We start from the raw sequence: 15,782 nt of genomic DNA on the forward strand, positions 1-15,782 counted from the left end.
AGGGCTTCCGCCGCGGAGCCCGGCCGCGCGCGCCTTTGCTCCCGCGTCGTGGCGCGCGGCGGAGCTGGGGTATGGTCGACGCCATGCCCGCTTCCTCTCCGGCGTCCCCTCCTCCGGCGGCATCGTCGCCGACGCTGCACCCGGGCGGCGCCGCCGCGCCCACGGTCCTCGTCGTGGACGACGAGCGCAACATCCGCCGCACCCTGGCGCTGGTGCTGCAGGGCGAGGGGTACCAGGTCGCCGAGGCCCCGAGCGCCGAGGCGGCGCTGGAGCTGCTCGCGCACGGCGACAGCCCGGTCGACCTCGCCCTCGTCGACCTGCTCCTGCCCGGCATGAACGGCCTCGACCTGCTCCAGCGCGTCCGCCAGGACGACGCGACCCGCGAGCTCCCGGTGATCGTCATCAGCGGCCACGCGACCGTCAACGACGCCGTGAAGGCGATCAAGCTCGGCGCTTCGGACTTCTTCGAGAAGCCGCTCAACCGCGAGCGCGTCCTCGTGGGGGTCAAGAACGCGCTCCAGAACTCGCGGCTCGCGCGGGAGGTCGAGGACCTGAAGGCGCAGGTGCAGTCGCGCTACGAGATGATCGGCCAGAGCGCCGCGATGCAGCGGCTGTTCAAGGAGATCGATCGCGTCGCGCCCACGAAGGCGAGCGTGCTCATCACGGGCGAGAGCGGCACCGGCAAGGAGCTCATCAGCCGGGCCATCCACCGGCTGTCGCCGCGCGCGCGGGGCCCCTTCGTGCGCGTCAACTGCGCGGCGATCCCGCGTGAGCTCATCGAGAGCGAGCTCTTCGGGCACGAGCGCGGCGCGTTCACGGGGGCGAGCGGGCCGAAGCGGGGGTTCTTCGAGCAGGCCCACGGCGGCACGCTGTTCCTCGACGAGATCGGCGACATGGACCTCGCCGCGCAGGCCAAGGTGCTGCGCGCCCTCCAGTCGGGCGAGATCTGCCGCGTGGGGAGCGAGCACAGCCGGCACGTCGACGTCCGCGTGCTCGCCGCGACGAACAAGGATCTGTCGCGCGAGGTCGCCGCGCTGCGCTTCCGCGAGGACCTCTTCTTCCGCCTCGCGGTGTTCCCGATCAAGAGCCCCGCGCTGCGCGACCGCATGGAGGACCTGCGCGCGCTCGCCGACGCGTTCATGGCGGCGTTCTGCAACGAGAACGGCCTCAAGCAGAAGACGATCGACCCGGTGGTCTACGCGGCGCTCGAGCGCCGGAGCTGGCCGGGCAACGTCCGCGAGCTGAAGAACGTGATCGAGCGCGCGGCGATCCTCTCGGGGGACGTCGTCACCATCGCGGATCTGCCGGAGGATCCGCACGAGAACCCGTTCGAGGACGACGCGCAGGGGGCCGCCGGGGAGGGGTCGATCGCGCCCCCGCCGCCCGGCGCGGCCGAGCCGCCCGCGGGCGCGGCCCGGAACGAGCCGGAGCGTCCTCGCCTCACGCTGCGCGAGTTCCGCGACCGCGCCGAGCGCCGGTACATCGTCGAGGTGCTGGGCAGCCTCGACTGGAACATCTCCCGCGCGGCCGTGGTGCTCGGCGTGGAGCGCACGAACCTGCACAAGAAGATCCGCGCGTACGGCATCAAGCGGGGCGAGGCGCCGTAGCCGCGCCTGCCCACGCGGCGCGCAGCGACGCCGGGCGCCCGCCTACGGGGCGCCCTCGAGCGCCTTGCGGACGGCCCGGAGGAGCGACTCGGCCGTGAACGGCTTCGCCAGCAGCGCCGCGTCGGGCCGCGCGCCGCGCCGCCCCTCGAGCGCGTCGCCCGTGTAGCCGGACATGAACAGCACCTTCATGTCCGGCCTGCGCTCCGCGAGGCGCTCGGCGAGCTCGCAGCCCGACATCTCGGGCATGAGCACGTCGGTGAGCAGGAGGTCAATGCGCCCGCGCTGCGCCTCGCAGACGCGCAGCGCCTCGCGCGGGCCGCGCGCCGTCAGCGTCGTGTAGCCGCCCTGCGCGAGGATCCGGCTCGCGAGCGTGACCACCGCGTCCTCGTCGTCGGTGACGAGCACCGTCCCGCCCTCGCCCGGGCCCGGCGCGGCGCGGGACGCCCGCCCGCGCCGCGAGGACGCCGGCCGCGCCGCCGCCAGGGGCAGGTAGATCTCGACGCGCGTGCCCTGCCCTGGCTGCGACGCGAGCTCGATGTGGCCGCGCCACTGCTTGACGATCCCGTACACGGTGGCGAGCCCGAGGCCCGTCCCCTTCCCCCTCGGCTTCGTCGTGAAGAACGGCTCGAAGGCGCGCGTGCGCACGTCGTCGCTCATGCCGCTGCCGGTGTCGCGCACGACGAGGCGCGCGTACCGGCCGGGCGGGATCGCCGGGTGCGCGTCGTGCAGGCTCCCCGCGGCGCCGACGCGCACCGCGCGCGCCTCGATCGACAGCTTGCCGCCGTCCTGCATCGCGTCGCGCGCGTTGAGCGCGAGGTTCATGACCACCTGCTCGAGCTGCCCCGCGTCCGCCAGCACCCGGCAGCCCGACGGGCCGAGCGCGATCGCGAGCTCGACCGCGCCGCCGACCGCGGCGCGGAGCGCGCCGTCCATCCCCCGGACGACGTCCCGCAGATCGAGCACGACCGGCTGCGCGAGCCCCCGCCGGCTCACCGTGAGCAGCTGCCGCGTGAGCGACGCCGCCCGCTGCGCGGCGCGCTTGATCTCGGCGAGGTCCTTCTGGACCGGGCTCCGCTCGTCGAGCTCCTCCATCACGAGGCTCGTGTAGTTCAGGATGATCGCGAGCAAGTTATTGTAATCATGAGCGATTCCGCCCGCGAGCCGCCCCACCGCCTCCATCTTCTGCGCCTGGCGCAGCTCCTCCGAGAGCTCGCGCCGGCGGTCGTCGGAGCAGCGCGACGAGGAGAGGTCGACGACGGCCCCGACGACCCGCCGCTCCCCGCCCGCCTCGGTGAGCGCCTCGGTCCGCATCACGCGGACCGTCGAGCCGTCGCGGCGCGCGAGGCAGCTCTCGATCGCGCCGGTCGACGCCGGCGGCTTCGCGCCCGCGCCGCCCGCCACGCACCCGCCGAGGACGAGATCGGCCGCCGCGAGCGCCTCCTCGCGCGAGCCGTAGCCGAGCAGCCGGGCGAGCCCCTCGTTGCAGTCGACGAGGCGGCCGTCGAGCGACATGACGTAGAGCCCCGCGGGCGATCCGGCCGCCAGCAACGCGCCGTGCTCCACCGGGTCTCTCGACGTTCGTCCGTTGCTCATCGGCGCGCCGTCCGTGCAAAGCCGTTCCGTCGGAAGGAGTTCCCCGACAACGGTAACTGAAGCGCGGACTCCCCTCGCCCGCAACGCCGTTCGCGCTCGTGACGCAACCCCCGCGAATTCAGCGCTGCCTGGGAGAAGCGTGCTAAGTAGCCGCGCGTGAACGCCGAGCCCGGCCACGCGCGAGGAGACGGGGAAGCTCGAGGGCCGCGCCCTCCCGAGGGCGAGGGCGACCCGGCCCCCGTGGCCCCGCACCGCGCCGCGCCCGAGGCCCCCGCCGGCCGCAAGTACGCGGTCGAGGAGGTGAACCGGGCCCTCGTGGCGGTTGCCGGCCGGCCGCGGACGGTGCTCGACGTGGGCTGCGGGATCGGCCTCAACGGCGCTGCGGTCAAGCGCACGGGCGCGCGCGTGACCGGGATCGAGATCGCGCCCGGGTCGATCGCGCGCGCCGGGGCGGTGCTCGACGAGGTCCTCGCCGCCGACATCACGAGCGACGCCGCCGTGCGCGAGGCGCTCGGCGACCGGCGCTTCGACCTGCTCCTGTTCGCCGATGTCCTCGAGCACACGGCCGACCCGCTCGCCGTGCTCTGCCGCTTCCTGCCGCACCTCGAGGAGGACGGCCAGGTCATCGTCTCGCTCCCCAACGTCGCGGCCTGGCCGGTGCGCCTCGGCCTGCTCGCCGGGCGCTTCGACTACGAGCCGAGCGGCATCCTCGACGACACGCACCTGCGCTTCTTCACGCGCGACTCGGCGATCCGGCTCGTCGAGCGCGCGGGGCTCGAGGTGCTCCGCGTCGAGCAGAACCCGATGCTCGTCCGCGCCGCAAAGGGCCTCATCCTGCGCGGCATGGGCGCGGGCGAGGAGCCGACCGATCTCGCCCGCTCTCTCCCCTACAAGGCCTACCAGGCGCTCGTCCGCCCGCTGGAGGACGTCGTCGCGGGCCGCGCGCCCGGGCTGCTCGCGTTCCAGCACGTGATCGTCGCCAGGAAGCCGCCGCGCCCGCGCCGGATGAAGCTCACCGTCGGCATGCTCACGATGGACGAGGAGGAGAGCGTCGGCGCCATGATCGGCGAGATCCGGAAGGCCGCGCCCGACGCGGAGATCCTCTGCGTCGACAGCTCCACGCGGGACAGGACGCCCGAGATCGCGGCCGGGCTCGGGGCGCGCGTGCTCCGGCAGGTGCCGCCGCGCGGGCACGGGCCAGCGATGGAGCTGCTCATGTACAGCGCCGCCGCGCAGAGCGAGCTGCTCATCTACCTCGACTGCGACTTCACCTACCCCGCCGAGAACATCCCGGTGCTCCGGCGGCTCGTCGAGGAGGAGGGCGCGGACGTCGTGAACTGCGCGCGCACCCGCGCGCGGCCCGCGGCCATGCCGGTCCCGAACTACCTCGCCAACCGCGCCTTTGCGGCGATGGCGCACGCGATGCACGGCATCCCAACCTCGGACGTCCACAGCGGCATGCGCGCTTACCGCTGTTCGGTGATTCGCGCGTTCGATTTCGACGGCGAGGGCGACGCGCTGCCCATCGATACGCTGCTCTTCCCGGCCAAATGCGGCTACCGCGTGGTGGAGATGCCCATCGACTACAACGAGCGCGTCGGCACCTCGAAGCTGCGCAAGCTGGCCGGCACCGTGTGGACGATGATTCGCCTCCTGCGCGCGCTCCCCGTGGGCGACCGCCTCGGCGACCGCTACGAGCGCCGCTAGGCCGCGCGCGACGCGCGCGGGATGCGCCACCGCGCGCGACGCGCGCCCAGATGGCGTCACGGAGAGGAAGCGATGGCGACGCGGTGCGCCGTCGCCGCGCTGCATGGTCATCGCAATGCGGTCGCCTATACTCCGCACCTTTCAACTCCGGAGGAGGCACGACATGCGGTTTCTGAAGGCAGTTTATGTACTGGGTGTGTCCGCGCTGACGGGCGCAGCCGCGATGGCGGGTTGCGGGGGCGACGACCCCGGCGGGACGAGCTCGAATTCGTCCGGGGGGACGGGCGGCGGGGCCACCGAGGACTGCTCGCCGAAGCACCCGATCTGCACGGCGGTCGCCTCGGACTGCATCGCCGTCCACGACAACCACGGCGCGACCAAGCTCGGGCTGCGCATGGCGCAGCTCACGATCACGAAGCCCGACGTGCTCGCGAGCGGCTATATCGCGAACCTCGTCGCCCAGGGGTTAACGATGAATTTGCCCCAGTGTAATCTGAACGGCACGGGCACCTTCTCCTGGCTGCTCGAGTTCGATACGACGACCGGCAAGCTGCGCACCGGCGGCGCGCTGCCCCCCGACGATCCGCTCGAGGGCTACTGCTTCGCGAACATGTCCGCCGGCGAGTTCGAGATCGCGCCCACCGAGATCGACGCCCCCCTGACCGACGGCGCGTGGAGCGGCGAGGCCGAGACCCTCAACGTCCCGATCTTCCTGGATACGGGCGAGGAGAACACGGCCCCGGAGCCGATCATCCTACCCCTGCACCAGGTGCGGCTCACCGACGCGACGCTGTCGGCGGACAACAACTGCATCGGCCGGTACAACGTCGAGGGGCTCGATCGGCAGAACGCCTGCCTCCCCGGCCAGGACGGTGATCCCCCGGCGTTCATCAACGGCGGCAAGCTCAGCGCCTTCATCACGCTGGAGGAGGTCGACCGGGTGATCGTCCCCGGTATCGGGATGGGGCAGAGCCTCTGCGTCGTGCTCTCCGGCGATATCGGAGAATACGGCACGGGTGGCATGCCCAATACCTGCAAGCGCGATGAGAACGACCAGATCGTGCTGAGGGGCGACTGGTGCAGCGCGACAAACTCGCCTGCGACGGACGACTGCGCAGACGCCTATACGCTCGGCGGGGAGTACGCCGCGAGCGCGGTCAAGATCAACGGTCTCTGTCCACAGTAGCGCTTGCGGGCGGCTCTCCGGGGAGCGTACGATTTGTCGTGGCGTCCTGAAGTCCGCGACCAGCGGGCCCGGCGCTGCGGGTCGTGCTCTTCGGAGGGTTCCTTATGCCCCGCGTCATCAAGCATTTCACCTCCATCCTTGTCCTGCTTGTCATCGCCGGATGCGCCGCTTCGGGCGGCGGGTGCGCCGGCTGCGGAATGACCCCCCTCCCCGCCGGCTTCAAGCCCGCGGACCGCATCGAGAACGCCGGCGCGGCCCGGCTCACGCAGTCGGGCATCGAGTTCCTCGAGCAGAACCTGGGTGTCCTCGGGCGCGCGCTGCTCGGCGGCGGGGAGAGCGGCGTGATCACGTTCTCGATCCCGAGGACCCCGGGCTCCGTCCTCGGCGGGATCATCGATTACACGCTCTGTCCCGGCGGGGCCGATGCGGCGGCCACGCCCCCGACGTGCACGGCCGAGATCGACGTGGGGCGCGCGGCGCTGCAGATCCAGCCCAGGGCGCCGCACAACCTCGTCATTCGGGGGCCCCTGCCGGTGCGGATGCAGAGCCTGCCCATCTTCCTGGACGGCGGCATCCTGGGCGAGAGCACCCAGTACGTCACCCTCAACGGCAACGACGCGTGCCCGCCCGCAGAGCAGACCTTCACGAACATCGATGTCGAGGTCGATCTCTCGGTCGAGATCGACGTCAACCCGCAGCACTCGCGGCAGGGCTACTCGCGCGTCAAGGTCGTCCGGCTCTCGATCGACGAGGATCAGCTCGAGTCGAGCCTGCACCTCGACTGCGGGGGCACGTGGGTCGGCGATGCCCTGGACTTCGTGAAGCCGATCCTCACGAGCTTCATGGGCTCGATGTCCGACACGCTGAAGGCCCAGCTCGATCAGCAGCTCTGTCTGAAGGCGGATCCGACGCTGGATCCGGCCTGTCCCGACGGCACGAACGACATCGGCGGCGTCTGCCGTTACGGCACGAGGGCGACCGACGAGTGCGCGTCGATCCTGCTCGGCGTCGAGGGCCACCTCGACATGGGCCGGCTGCTCGCCGGGATCTCCCCCGGCACGCAGGGCGGGTTCGACCTCCTGCTCGCCGGCGGTGGCACGAGCGAGCGCGACGACGGCTCCGATCTCACCTGGGGCGACCTCAACCCCGTGGGCAACGGGGTCACCCTCGGCCTCTACGGCGGCGCCGAGCCGCTGCCGATCTCGAAGTGTGTGTCGCTGTCGGACATGCCGTTGCCGGCGGGGATCCCGATTCCTGATGAGCTCGTCGCCAACACCGTCTCCGGGTGGCCAGCCGACCTTCCCGGCCCGCACCTCGGTCTCGCGATCTCCGAGCGATTCGCGAATTATGCCTTGAACGGTCTATACAACAGTGGATTCCTCTGCCTCGGGATCTCCACGGAGACGGTGCCTCTCCTCAACTCCGGCACGCTGGGGCTCCTGGCGTCGTCGGCAAAGGACCTCGGGCTGCAGCGCGAATCGCAGCAGGTCGCGCTCGTCGTCCGCCCGCAGACGCCGCCCAGGGTGACGTTCGGGAATGGCACGAACGCCAGCGACGACCCGCTGATCCGCATCCAGCTCGAGCGGGCGAGCTTCGATTTTTACATGTGGTCGCTCGACCGGTTCATCCGGTTCATGACGGCGACGTACGACGTCGATGTGCCGATGAACCTGGCGGTCACCCCCGAGGGGCTCACGCCGGTGATCGAGGCGCTGACGGTCGCGAACGGCAAGGTGACGAACAACGGGCTGCTCCGGGAAGATCCCGAGTCGATCGCGGACGCGCTGGGCGGGCTCCTCGGCAGCCAGGTTGGCCAGCTCATCGGCGGCGGCCTGCCGACAATCGACCTCAACGGGCCGCTCTCCGGGCTCGGGCTCTCGCTGGTGCTCCCCGAGTCGACCGACGGCGCCGGATCCCCCGGCCTGCGGAAGCTCACGAAGGGGCAAGACAATTACCTGGGCATCTTCGCGGCGTTCGGCTTGCCGGCGCAGCAGCGCGTCATGCAGAGCGAGACGGAGGCCGAGCTGAGCCGCAAGGAGGTGCGGGCCGAGGGGCTCCGCCTGCCGACGATGACCCGCGACAACGGGCCCACCGCCCGGCTGGTGATGAGCTCGCCGCTCGACGACGGCACCCAGGTCGTCGAGTACTCGTACCGGATCGACAGCGGCGCGTGGCGCCCGTTCACGCGCGAGCGCATCGTCGACCTGCGCGACGACTGGCTGCGGCTCCCGGGGCGGCATGTGATCTCGGTGCGATCGCGCATCGCGGGCGACCCGATGTCGCTCGATCCCACGCCGGCGACCGTGGAGATGGTCGTCGACGTCGACCCGCCGGTCATCTCGGTGGGCGCGGCGGTGGACGGCCACGTGCCGCTCGAGGTGCGCGACATGGTCTCGGACGCGGAGCGCGCGAAGGTGCGCGTGAGGCTCGACGGCGGGGCGTGGTCGCCGTGGGCGACGGCGGCGGAGATGCGGTCGGTCCACGTCGGCGACGCCGCCGACATCGAGGTCGAGGCCGTGGACGAGGAGGGCAACCTCGGCACGGCGCGGCAGCCGATCCTCCGCGGCCGCGTGCCGGTCGATCCGGCGAGCTGCGGCTGCGTGGTGGCCGGCGGGCCCAGCGCCGGCCCGTCGGGCGGCCTCTGGCTCGGCCTCGCGGCCCTCGCGGCGGCCGTGCGGCTCGCGCGGCGCGGCGGCGCGGCGCGAGCGGGGAGCGCGCGCGATGCTGACGGGAGCGGGTCGAGCACGCGCGACGCGGACCGGCGCGCGCGCGGCACGCGCAGCCTGCGGGGCGCGCTGGCCGGCGTCGCCGTGACCGCGCTCCTCGGCTCCCACGCCGGCTGCTCGTGCAGCGACGAGCCCACCGTGGAGAAGGAGGAGTGCGTCGCGCCCGACTGCATGACGCTGCAGCACGGCCTCATCGGGGCCTACACCTCGGTCGCCGTCGCCCCCGACAAGCGCACGGTCTGGGTCGCGGGCTACGCGGAGGCCGACTGGCACAACGCCTTCCAGTGGGGCGACCTCGTCGTCGGCACGTGGGACGGCGAGGCGGTCGCGTGGGAGGCGATCGACGGGGTGCCCGCGGAGCCCGAGGTCGACCCGAAGCGGTTCGACGTGAACGGGTTCCGCGGGGGTCAGGTCGACCCCGGCGACGATGTCGGCCTGTGGACCTCCATCGCCGTCGGTCCGGACGGCGAGCCGGCCGTCGCGTACTACGACCGCACGAACCGCGGGCTCAAGTTCGCGCAGAAGCAGGGAGACGCGTGGGTCGTGAGCTCGGTGCAGCAGGCGCCGGACAGCGACATCGGGCGCTACGCGAAGCTCCTCTTCGTGAAGGGGCTGCCCGTCATCGCCTACCTCGCGATGGAGCCGGGCGAGGGCGGCGCGGTCACGTCGAGCGTGCGCCTCGCGACCGGAGAGAGCGCCACGCCGCAGGAGGGCGCGTGGCGGTTCGAGGACGTCGCGACGGACGAGGCGACGCCGTGCCGCGAGTTCCTCTGCGGCGGGGGGACGAAGTGCATCCGGACCACCGGGCGTTGCGAGGCGCCCCTCCCGGGCGCCGACTGCGAGCCGGCGTGCGCCTCCGGGCAGGCGTGCATCGACGAGGGCGGCTCGCCGGTGTGCGCCGTGGTCTCCGACGGGGGCCGGACCGACACGTACCCGGAGGCGATCGGCGACTACATCGCGATGGCGCCGGACGCCGCAGGCGGGTTCGGCCTCGCGTTCTACGATCGCATCCACGGCAACGTGGTGATCGCGTCGAGGGCGATGGGGGAATGGCAGACCCGGATCGTGGACGGGGCGACCCCGGACGGGGCGACCGACACGGGCGACGTCGGCATGGGGACGTCGCTGTTCATCGACCGCGCGGGGGACTGGCACCTCGCGTACGCCGACGGCCGCTCGGAGGGGCTGCGGTACGCGCGGGTGAAGGGCGGCACCGACGTCGAGCCGCCCGAGGTGGCGGACGATGGGCTCGGGATCGAGGCGGTCCCGTTCGAGGACGGGCAGCACCTCGTCGGCGACGACGCGAACCTGTTCGTGACGGCGTCGGGGGAGGTGCGCATCAGCTACCAGGACGCGACGAGCGGGACGCTGCGGCTCGCGATCGGGACGAAGAGCGGCGACGGCCACAGCTGGTTCGTGCAGGCGATCGAGCAGGAAGGGTTCGCGGGCGCCTTCTCGCGGATCGTCGAGGTGGACGGGCGGCTGCTCATCGCGAACTGGTGGCGCGTCGGCGGGCAGACGACGAAGGGCGACGTGGCGTTCGTCGCCCCCTGAGCCGCGGACAGGCGCGACTGAAGCGGGATCCCGCGCGCGGAGCCCTGCCCGAACCGTGCGGCCGATCGATCGCCCTTGATCAGGCGATCGATCGGCTGACTATGCTCGGGGCGGCGCGCCCCGCGCGCCCGCCTTCTGCAGCGGTCTGCAGGTGGAGCGAAGCGTCACAGGAAAGGCTTGGGCTATGAAATCGACGGGACGAACGAGCAGCAAGGCCGTGGGCAACGCATCCCCTCCCCGCGCCGGCGGAGCGCCGGACGAGGGCGGCGCGCCGGCGCGGCGCGTCGGGCATCGACGGAGGATGGGCATCCTGTTCACCTCGTGCGTGGTCCCCGCCGCGTCGGCCGTCGCGGCGCTCCACCTCGCCGGATGCTGGCCGCTGTCCTACTCCGAGCGGTGCGAGGACGACGCCAGGTACTGCCCCCCCCCCGATGGGACCGGCGGGGGTGGCACCGACCAGCAACCCGACCCCACCTGCGACGCGGATCCGACGCAGGATCCGACCACGGTGAGGGACCAGTGCGCGGTGTTCGCGCGCGCGGGCGCCGCGGCCGGGGGTGACGGGACGAAGGCGAGGCCGTACGCGTCGCTCGCGGACGCGATCGAGAAGGCGAAGGGCAAGCGGGTGCTGGCGTGCTCGAGCGGCGCGTTCGCGGGGAGCGTGACGGTCGGCGCGGCGGCCGAGGTGATCGGCGGCTTCGACTGCGACGCGGGCTGGACGTGGAGCGCCGAGGCGCGGAGCACGATCGAGGGCGACGCGAACAAGCCGGCGCTCACGCTGGCGAAAGGCGCGAGCGGCGTGACGCTGCGGAGTTTCACGATCGTCGCGGCCGACGCGACGGAGCCGGGCGAGTCGTCGATCGGCGTGGCGGTCGACGACATCGAGGCGGAGCTCGTGCGCGTCGACGTGATCGCGGGCGACGGGATGAACGGCGCGCCGGGAGAGACGCCGACGGCGGCGCAGGACGGGGCGAGCGCGCCGAACGACGTCTCGAACGCGTGCGTCGGAACGGTCTACGGCGGTCTGCCGGGCGTGACGACGTGCGAGGATGGCGACACGAGCGGCGGCGTCGGAGGGCTCGGCGGCAAGCCCGATACGGATGACGGCAACGGGCAAAAGGGCCAGGACGGCACGCCGCTCCCGGCAGAGAACCCCGACGGGAGCGGCCTCGGCGGTGCCGGGCAGTCGATCGCGCAGGCCAACTGCGCGCGCGGGAAGGACGGCGCGCTCGGTGAACGCGGCATCCCCGGCGACCCCGGCAGCGACACCGCGCTGACGCTGGCGGGCCCCACCGGCGGCGACGGCAAGCGCGGCACCGGCGGGGCGCGGGGTCAGGGCGGCGGCGGCGGCGGTGCCGCCAGAGCAGGACAGTTCTGTGCGGCGGGAGGGGGCACCTACGTCGACGGCGTGGGCGCCAGCGGCGGCGGGGGCGGGGCCGGCGGCTGCGGCGGGAAGGCAGGGACCGGCGGCAGGGCCGGCGGGTCGAGCATCGGGATCCTCAGCCTCGGGACCAAGCTGGCGCTGACCGACGTCACCGTCACCGTCGGCAAAGCGGGCAACGGGGGCGTGGGCGGCGACGGAAGCCCTGGTGGCCTGGGCGGCATGGGAGCCAACGGCGGGGCACGCGTCGCGGTGTCCGGCTCGATCCAGGGGTGCGCAGGAGGCATGGGCGGGGCGGGCGGCGACGGTGGCCCCGGCGGCGGCGGCCGAGGCGGCCACGCGGTGGGCATCGCCTACGCGGCCGCGCCGAGCCTGGCGCCGGCGCTGAGCGTGACGGAAGGCACGGCGGGCGCCGGCGGCGTCGCCGGCCGCGGGGGCCCCGAGACGAGCAACGGCGCGCCGGGCGTGAGCGGCCCGTGCTGGGACTTCGTCGCAAACCTGGCCTGCCCGCAGCAGTGAGCAGCGCGGCGGCCCGCGTGAGCAACGCGGCGGCCCGCGTGAGCAACGCGGCGGCCCGCGTGAGCAACGCGGCGGCCCGCGTGAGCAGCGCGTCAGGCGCTCAGGGACGCCGCGCCGATCTCCGCGGTCGCCGGGCCGCTCACGCGAGCGCGCTCGGCGGCCACGAGCTCGAGCAGCTCCTGAAGTGTCGCCTGCCCGCTGTCGAGCAGCGCGCGCATCGCGCCGTCCACCGTGCCCTGCGCGCGCGCCAGGCGGGGAGCGCTCTCCCCGCCCTCGCGCGCGATCAGCAAGTCGTGCAGCATCCGCCTGAGCCCCGCCATCGCCTCGGCCTTCGAGCGCATCGCCATCACCTCGCTCCTCTCGTTTCCCTCGCCCGATCGGGCTAGCGGAGGCAGCGCGGTCCGGCCAAGTTTCAGGCGCGCGGCAGCTTGCCCAGCGCGAGGTCCGCGGCCGCGCGCTCGAGCCCCGCCAGCGCGACGGCCGGGCCTTTCCGCGGCACGAGCACCACGCGGCAGCGGCCGCGGGTCGCCGTCTCCAGGTGCGACAGCCCGAAGTCGAGCGCCGCCCCGAACGCGAAGACGAGCGCGCCCATGCCGAGCAGCTCCGGCGAGCCCGCCCGCGCGCCGTCGACGAGCAGCGACACGCCGAGGTACGTCCCCAGCCCGAGCGCGACGATCCCGGCGTAGAGGCCGAGCCGCGGGTAGCGCACCTCGCGCGTCGCCCGGAGCAGCGACTCGACCGGGATGTACGTCTCCTGCTCCCGCAACGACCGGCCGAGCAGCTCGGTCCGGCTCCGGACGGTCACGCCCCTCGGGCCGACCTCGATCGCGGCGGGCCGGCGATACCGCAGCAGAAACCTCCCGGCGAGCCGGCCCGCGTGCATGACCAGCAAGATCCCCGTCGCCGCCAGCAGCACGAGCGCGACCGGCCCGCGCGGCGGCGGCGAGAGCTCGCCCGCGAGCCGCGCCGGCGCCCCGCCGTCGGCGTCCGGTGCGCCGCCCGCCCAGCCTTCGTCCGCGCCCGCGCCGTCCCCGGCCGGCGCGCCCGGCGCGCGGCTCGGCCGCCGGCCGGGCGACAGCGCGTCGCGCAGCAGCGAGCGCACGATGGGATCGCGCACCTCGTCGACGAGCGCCGCGGCCTCGGCGCGCGCGGCCGGCGAGGCGCTCCCGCGCAGCCCCGCCGCGGCGATGATCGCGCCCGCGCGCCCGAGCTGCGGCAGGGCGCCCTGGTCGGCGCGCCGCACCAGGGCGGCGACCGCGCGCCAGAGCCCCGCGGCGCGCTCGCCGAGCGCCGCGTCCAGCGCGGCCAGCGCGTCGACCGACGTGTACGTCGCCAGCCACACGAGCGCCTCGGCGACGCGCCCCTCGGCCTCCGCCCCCTCGGGCGGCGAGAGCGCGACCCCGCGCGCGAGCAGCGTGGCGAGCAGCACCCGGGTCGCGCTCCCCGCGCCCTCGCTGGTGCCGCGCTCGAGCGCCCGGATCACGTTGCCGAACCGGGTCTCCGCGTCGGCGGCCGACAGGCCCGCCCTGTCGACGAGCTCCGCGAGGCCGCCCTCCAGGGTCGTCCGCCGCTCGTCCGCGGCGGCGAACGCCGCGGTGTGCACGACCCGCGCGAGGGCGTCCCCGTGAGGGTGTCCGGCAAGCTCATCGAGCACGGCGTGCGGAGAGTGATCGGGCGTCATCGGCGCGGGCTGGTCGGATTAACTGAACGCCGCCCCTTTGGCTAGTGTTCCGAGCGGCCCCGGCGGCCCCCACGCGCGGCCCCGGCGGCCCCCCGCGCGGCCGGCGCCGTGCCCCAGGCCGCCATTCCCGGCCGCCGTCGCCCGCGCTCTCCTTCTTCTGCTCGCCCCCGCCTGCTCCCGCTCGCTTGGACCTTCTGCCTCTTTCTACCTCTTCCGAGCGGCGGCCTGGTCCCGCAGCGCCTGCTCCACGAAGCCCATGATCAGCTTGAGCTGCCGGTTCGTGATGTGGAGCTTCGACCAGATGACCTTCCCGTCGGTGTTGAAGGTGACCTCGTCCACCACGTCGATGCGCGTGATCCCCAGGTTGATGGTGCGGATCGCGTTCAAGGTCCTCGTGAGCTCCTGCGCGTGCTCCAGCGCTTTTTCTGGGGATTCGTCGCCCGCCGTGAGCGCGAGGTCGGCGCCCCCGTCCTTCGTCGGCGTCACGGTGAGCCGCATCCACGCGAGGCTGCGCGGGAGCGCCTGGACCCCGCGGAAGGCGTTCGCGGGCGTCAGCATCGAGATGACGATGCCCGCCGCCGACGATTTGTTGAAGCCTTTCATCGACTTCAACTTGGATAGTTGATCCTCTTCTTCAGCAGGAAGGACCACGAGCAGCCGCCGGTCCGGGACCATCGCGAAGATGCGCTCGGCGCGCTCGGCGGTGGCGCGGGCGGCGGGGACGGGGGCGTCGTCGATCCACGACCCGTTCGAGCGCTCCACGATCACGTTGACGGCCGCGCGCATGGCCTCCTCGGGCGCGCGGTAGTCCATGACGGCGACGACCTTGCTGGAGTCGCGGAGCTGCGGCCCGGCGATGAGGAGGTGGTCGATGTCCCGGATCGGGTCGACGCCGGTGTCGCTGAAGAACGACTGCCACTCGGGGATGGTCGTCAGGATCCGGCCGAACCACGCGCCGAGCTCGTGGGTGCGCAGCCGGTCGCCCGCGATGAGCACCTGGACGTTCGGGTCCTTCGACGCGAGCTTGCCCGGCGCGCCCGCGGCGCTGAGCGGGGTGCGCAGGTTCGGGGAGTCGCTGCCCTCGCCCCCGTCGCCCGCCGCGTCCGGGCCCGCGTCCCCCGGCGGCCTGCGGCGCGGCGGCTCGGGCGCGCCCGCGTCCGGCGCCGCAGGCGCGCCGCTCGCGGACGCCGCGGGGGGCGGCGGCGTCGGCGGCGGGGCCGCGGGCGCGGCGGCGCCCGGCCCGGAGGGCGTCCCCTCGCCGCCGGTCGCGGACGGCGCCGCCGCGACGGCGCTCGGGTCGTCGGCGAGCAGGTCGAGGTCGATCGGGACGATCGTCTCGCCCGCGTCGTAGTCGGTCAGCTCGCCCTGGAGCGCGAACATCGCCTCGAGCCACGAGAACAGCGGGGTCGGCAGGAGCGGCAGGTGCAGGAGCAACGCGACGGCCGCCGCGGTCGCCAGCGCGCGCTTCGAGGCGGCCCGCACGAGCGGGAGGATCATCGCTCCCCGGCCTGCGCGCCGGGCCGTCGTCGTGTTGTTCGAGCCACGCCCCGGGGTCCGTTCCGCCACGGCGGTACCCTAGCAGCAGCCACCCGAACGGCATCCGCGCCCGCGGGCGCAGGCGCCGCGGCTCCGTGGCATGTCCTTCGCTCCGCTGCGACGTCGCCTGCCGCAGCGTCCGCCCTCGCGAGGTCGCGGGGTCGCGCTCCGCAGAGAAGTGGATCGACACGTGAGCGACCAGGTACTAAGACCGCCGAGCCGACCCGACCCGACGGGTCGTTCATCAGACCGCGAGGATCGGGAGGACCGGTCCTCCCCCAACGCTGTGGAT

General features: G+C 73.7%; 9 protein-coding genes. 5 read left to right on the top strand and 4 right to left on the bottom strand.

Features of this window, described 5'->3' with window-relative positions; all coding sequences use genetic code 11:
- The first annotated feature begins 83 nt into the window (after window positions 1–83).
- Window positions 84–1,607, top strand: a complete 1,524-nt coding sequence (locus WMF24_RS18865) for a sigma-54-dependent transcriptional regulator (RefSeq protein WP_437737814.1) — start codon at window positions 84–86, stop codon at window positions 1,605–1,607.
- A gap of 42 nt (window positions 1,608–1,649) precedes the next feature.
- Here the strand turns inward: WMF24_RS18865 and WMF24_RS18870 are convergent, their stop codons facing one another.
- A complete protein-coding gene (locus WMF24_RS18870; RefSeq protein WP_437737815.1) occupies window positions 1,650–3,200 on the bottom strand; it encodes an ATP-binding protein in 1,551 nt (516 codons plus the stop codon).
- Between the two features lie 156 nt (window positions 3,201–3,356).
- Between WMF24_RS18870 and WMF24_RS18875 the strand changes: the two genes are divergently transcribed.
- The 4 genes from WMF24_RS18875 (at window position 3,357) to WMF24_RS18890 (ending at window position 12,273) form a co-directional block, all read left to right on the top strand.
- Window positions 3,357–4,907, top strand: a complete 1,551-nt coding sequence (locus WMF24_RS18875; protein WP_437737816.1) for a methyltransferase domain-containing protein — start codon at window positions 3,357–3,359, stop codon at window positions 4,905–4,907.
- Window positions 4,908–5,070: 163 nt separating this feature from the next.
- The gene (locus tag WMF24_RS18880) at window positions 5,071–6,093 is read left to right on the top strand and encodes a hypothetical protein (RefSeq protein WP_437737817.1); all 1,023 of its coding nucleotides are present in this window, start codon (window positions 5,071–5,073) and stop codon (window positions 6,091–6,093) included.
- Between the two features lie 104 nt (window positions 6,094–6,197).
- Window positions 6,198–10,373, top strand: a complete 4,176-nt coding sequence (locus tag WMF24_RS18885; RefSeq protein WP_437737818.1) for a hypothetical protein — start codon at window positions 6,198–6,200, stop codon at window positions 10,371–10,373.
- Window positions 10,374–10,557: 184 nt separating this feature from the next.
- On the top strand, window positions 10,558–12,273 hold the full coding sequence (locus WMF24_RS18890) for a hypothetical protein (RefSeq protein WP_437737819.1): 1,716 nt from the start codon (window positions 10,558–10,560) through the stop codon (window positions 12,271–12,273).
- 92 nt (window positions 12,274–12,365) lie between these two features.
- Here the strand turns inward: WMF24_RS18890 and WMF24_RS18895 are convergent, their stop codons facing one another.
- The 3 genes from WMF24_RS18895 to WMF24_RS18905 form a co-directional block, all read right to left on the bottom strand.
- Window positions 12,366–12,620 carry a hypothetical protein gene (locus WMF24_RS18895; protein ID WP_437737820.1) on the bottom strand — a complete coding sequence of 85 codons (255 nt, stop codon included), beginning with the start codon at window positions 12,618–12,620 and terminating at the stop codon, window positions 12,366–12,368.
- A 65-nt stretch (window positions 12,621–12,685) separates the two neighbouring features.
- Window positions 12,686–13,927, bottom strand: a complete 1,242-nt coding sequence (locus WMF24_RS18900) for a hypothetical protein (protein ID WP_437737821.1) — start codon at window positions 13,925–13,927, stop codon at window positions 12,686–12,688.
- Window positions 13,928–14,158: 231 nt separating this feature from the next.
- A complete protein-coding gene (locus WMF24_RS18905; RefSeq protein ID WP_437737822.1) occupies window positions 14,159–15,451 on the bottom strand; it encodes a hypothetical protein in 1,293 nt (430 codons plus the stop codon).
- Between the last annotated feature and the right edge of the window lie 331 nt (window positions 15,452–15,782).

Origin of the sequence: Sorangium sp. So ce1335, assembly GCF_051521615.1 — a bacterium.
In the GTDB taxonomy this organism is placed as follows: Bacteria; Myxococcota_A; Polyangia; order Polyangiales; family Polyangiaceae; genus Sorangium.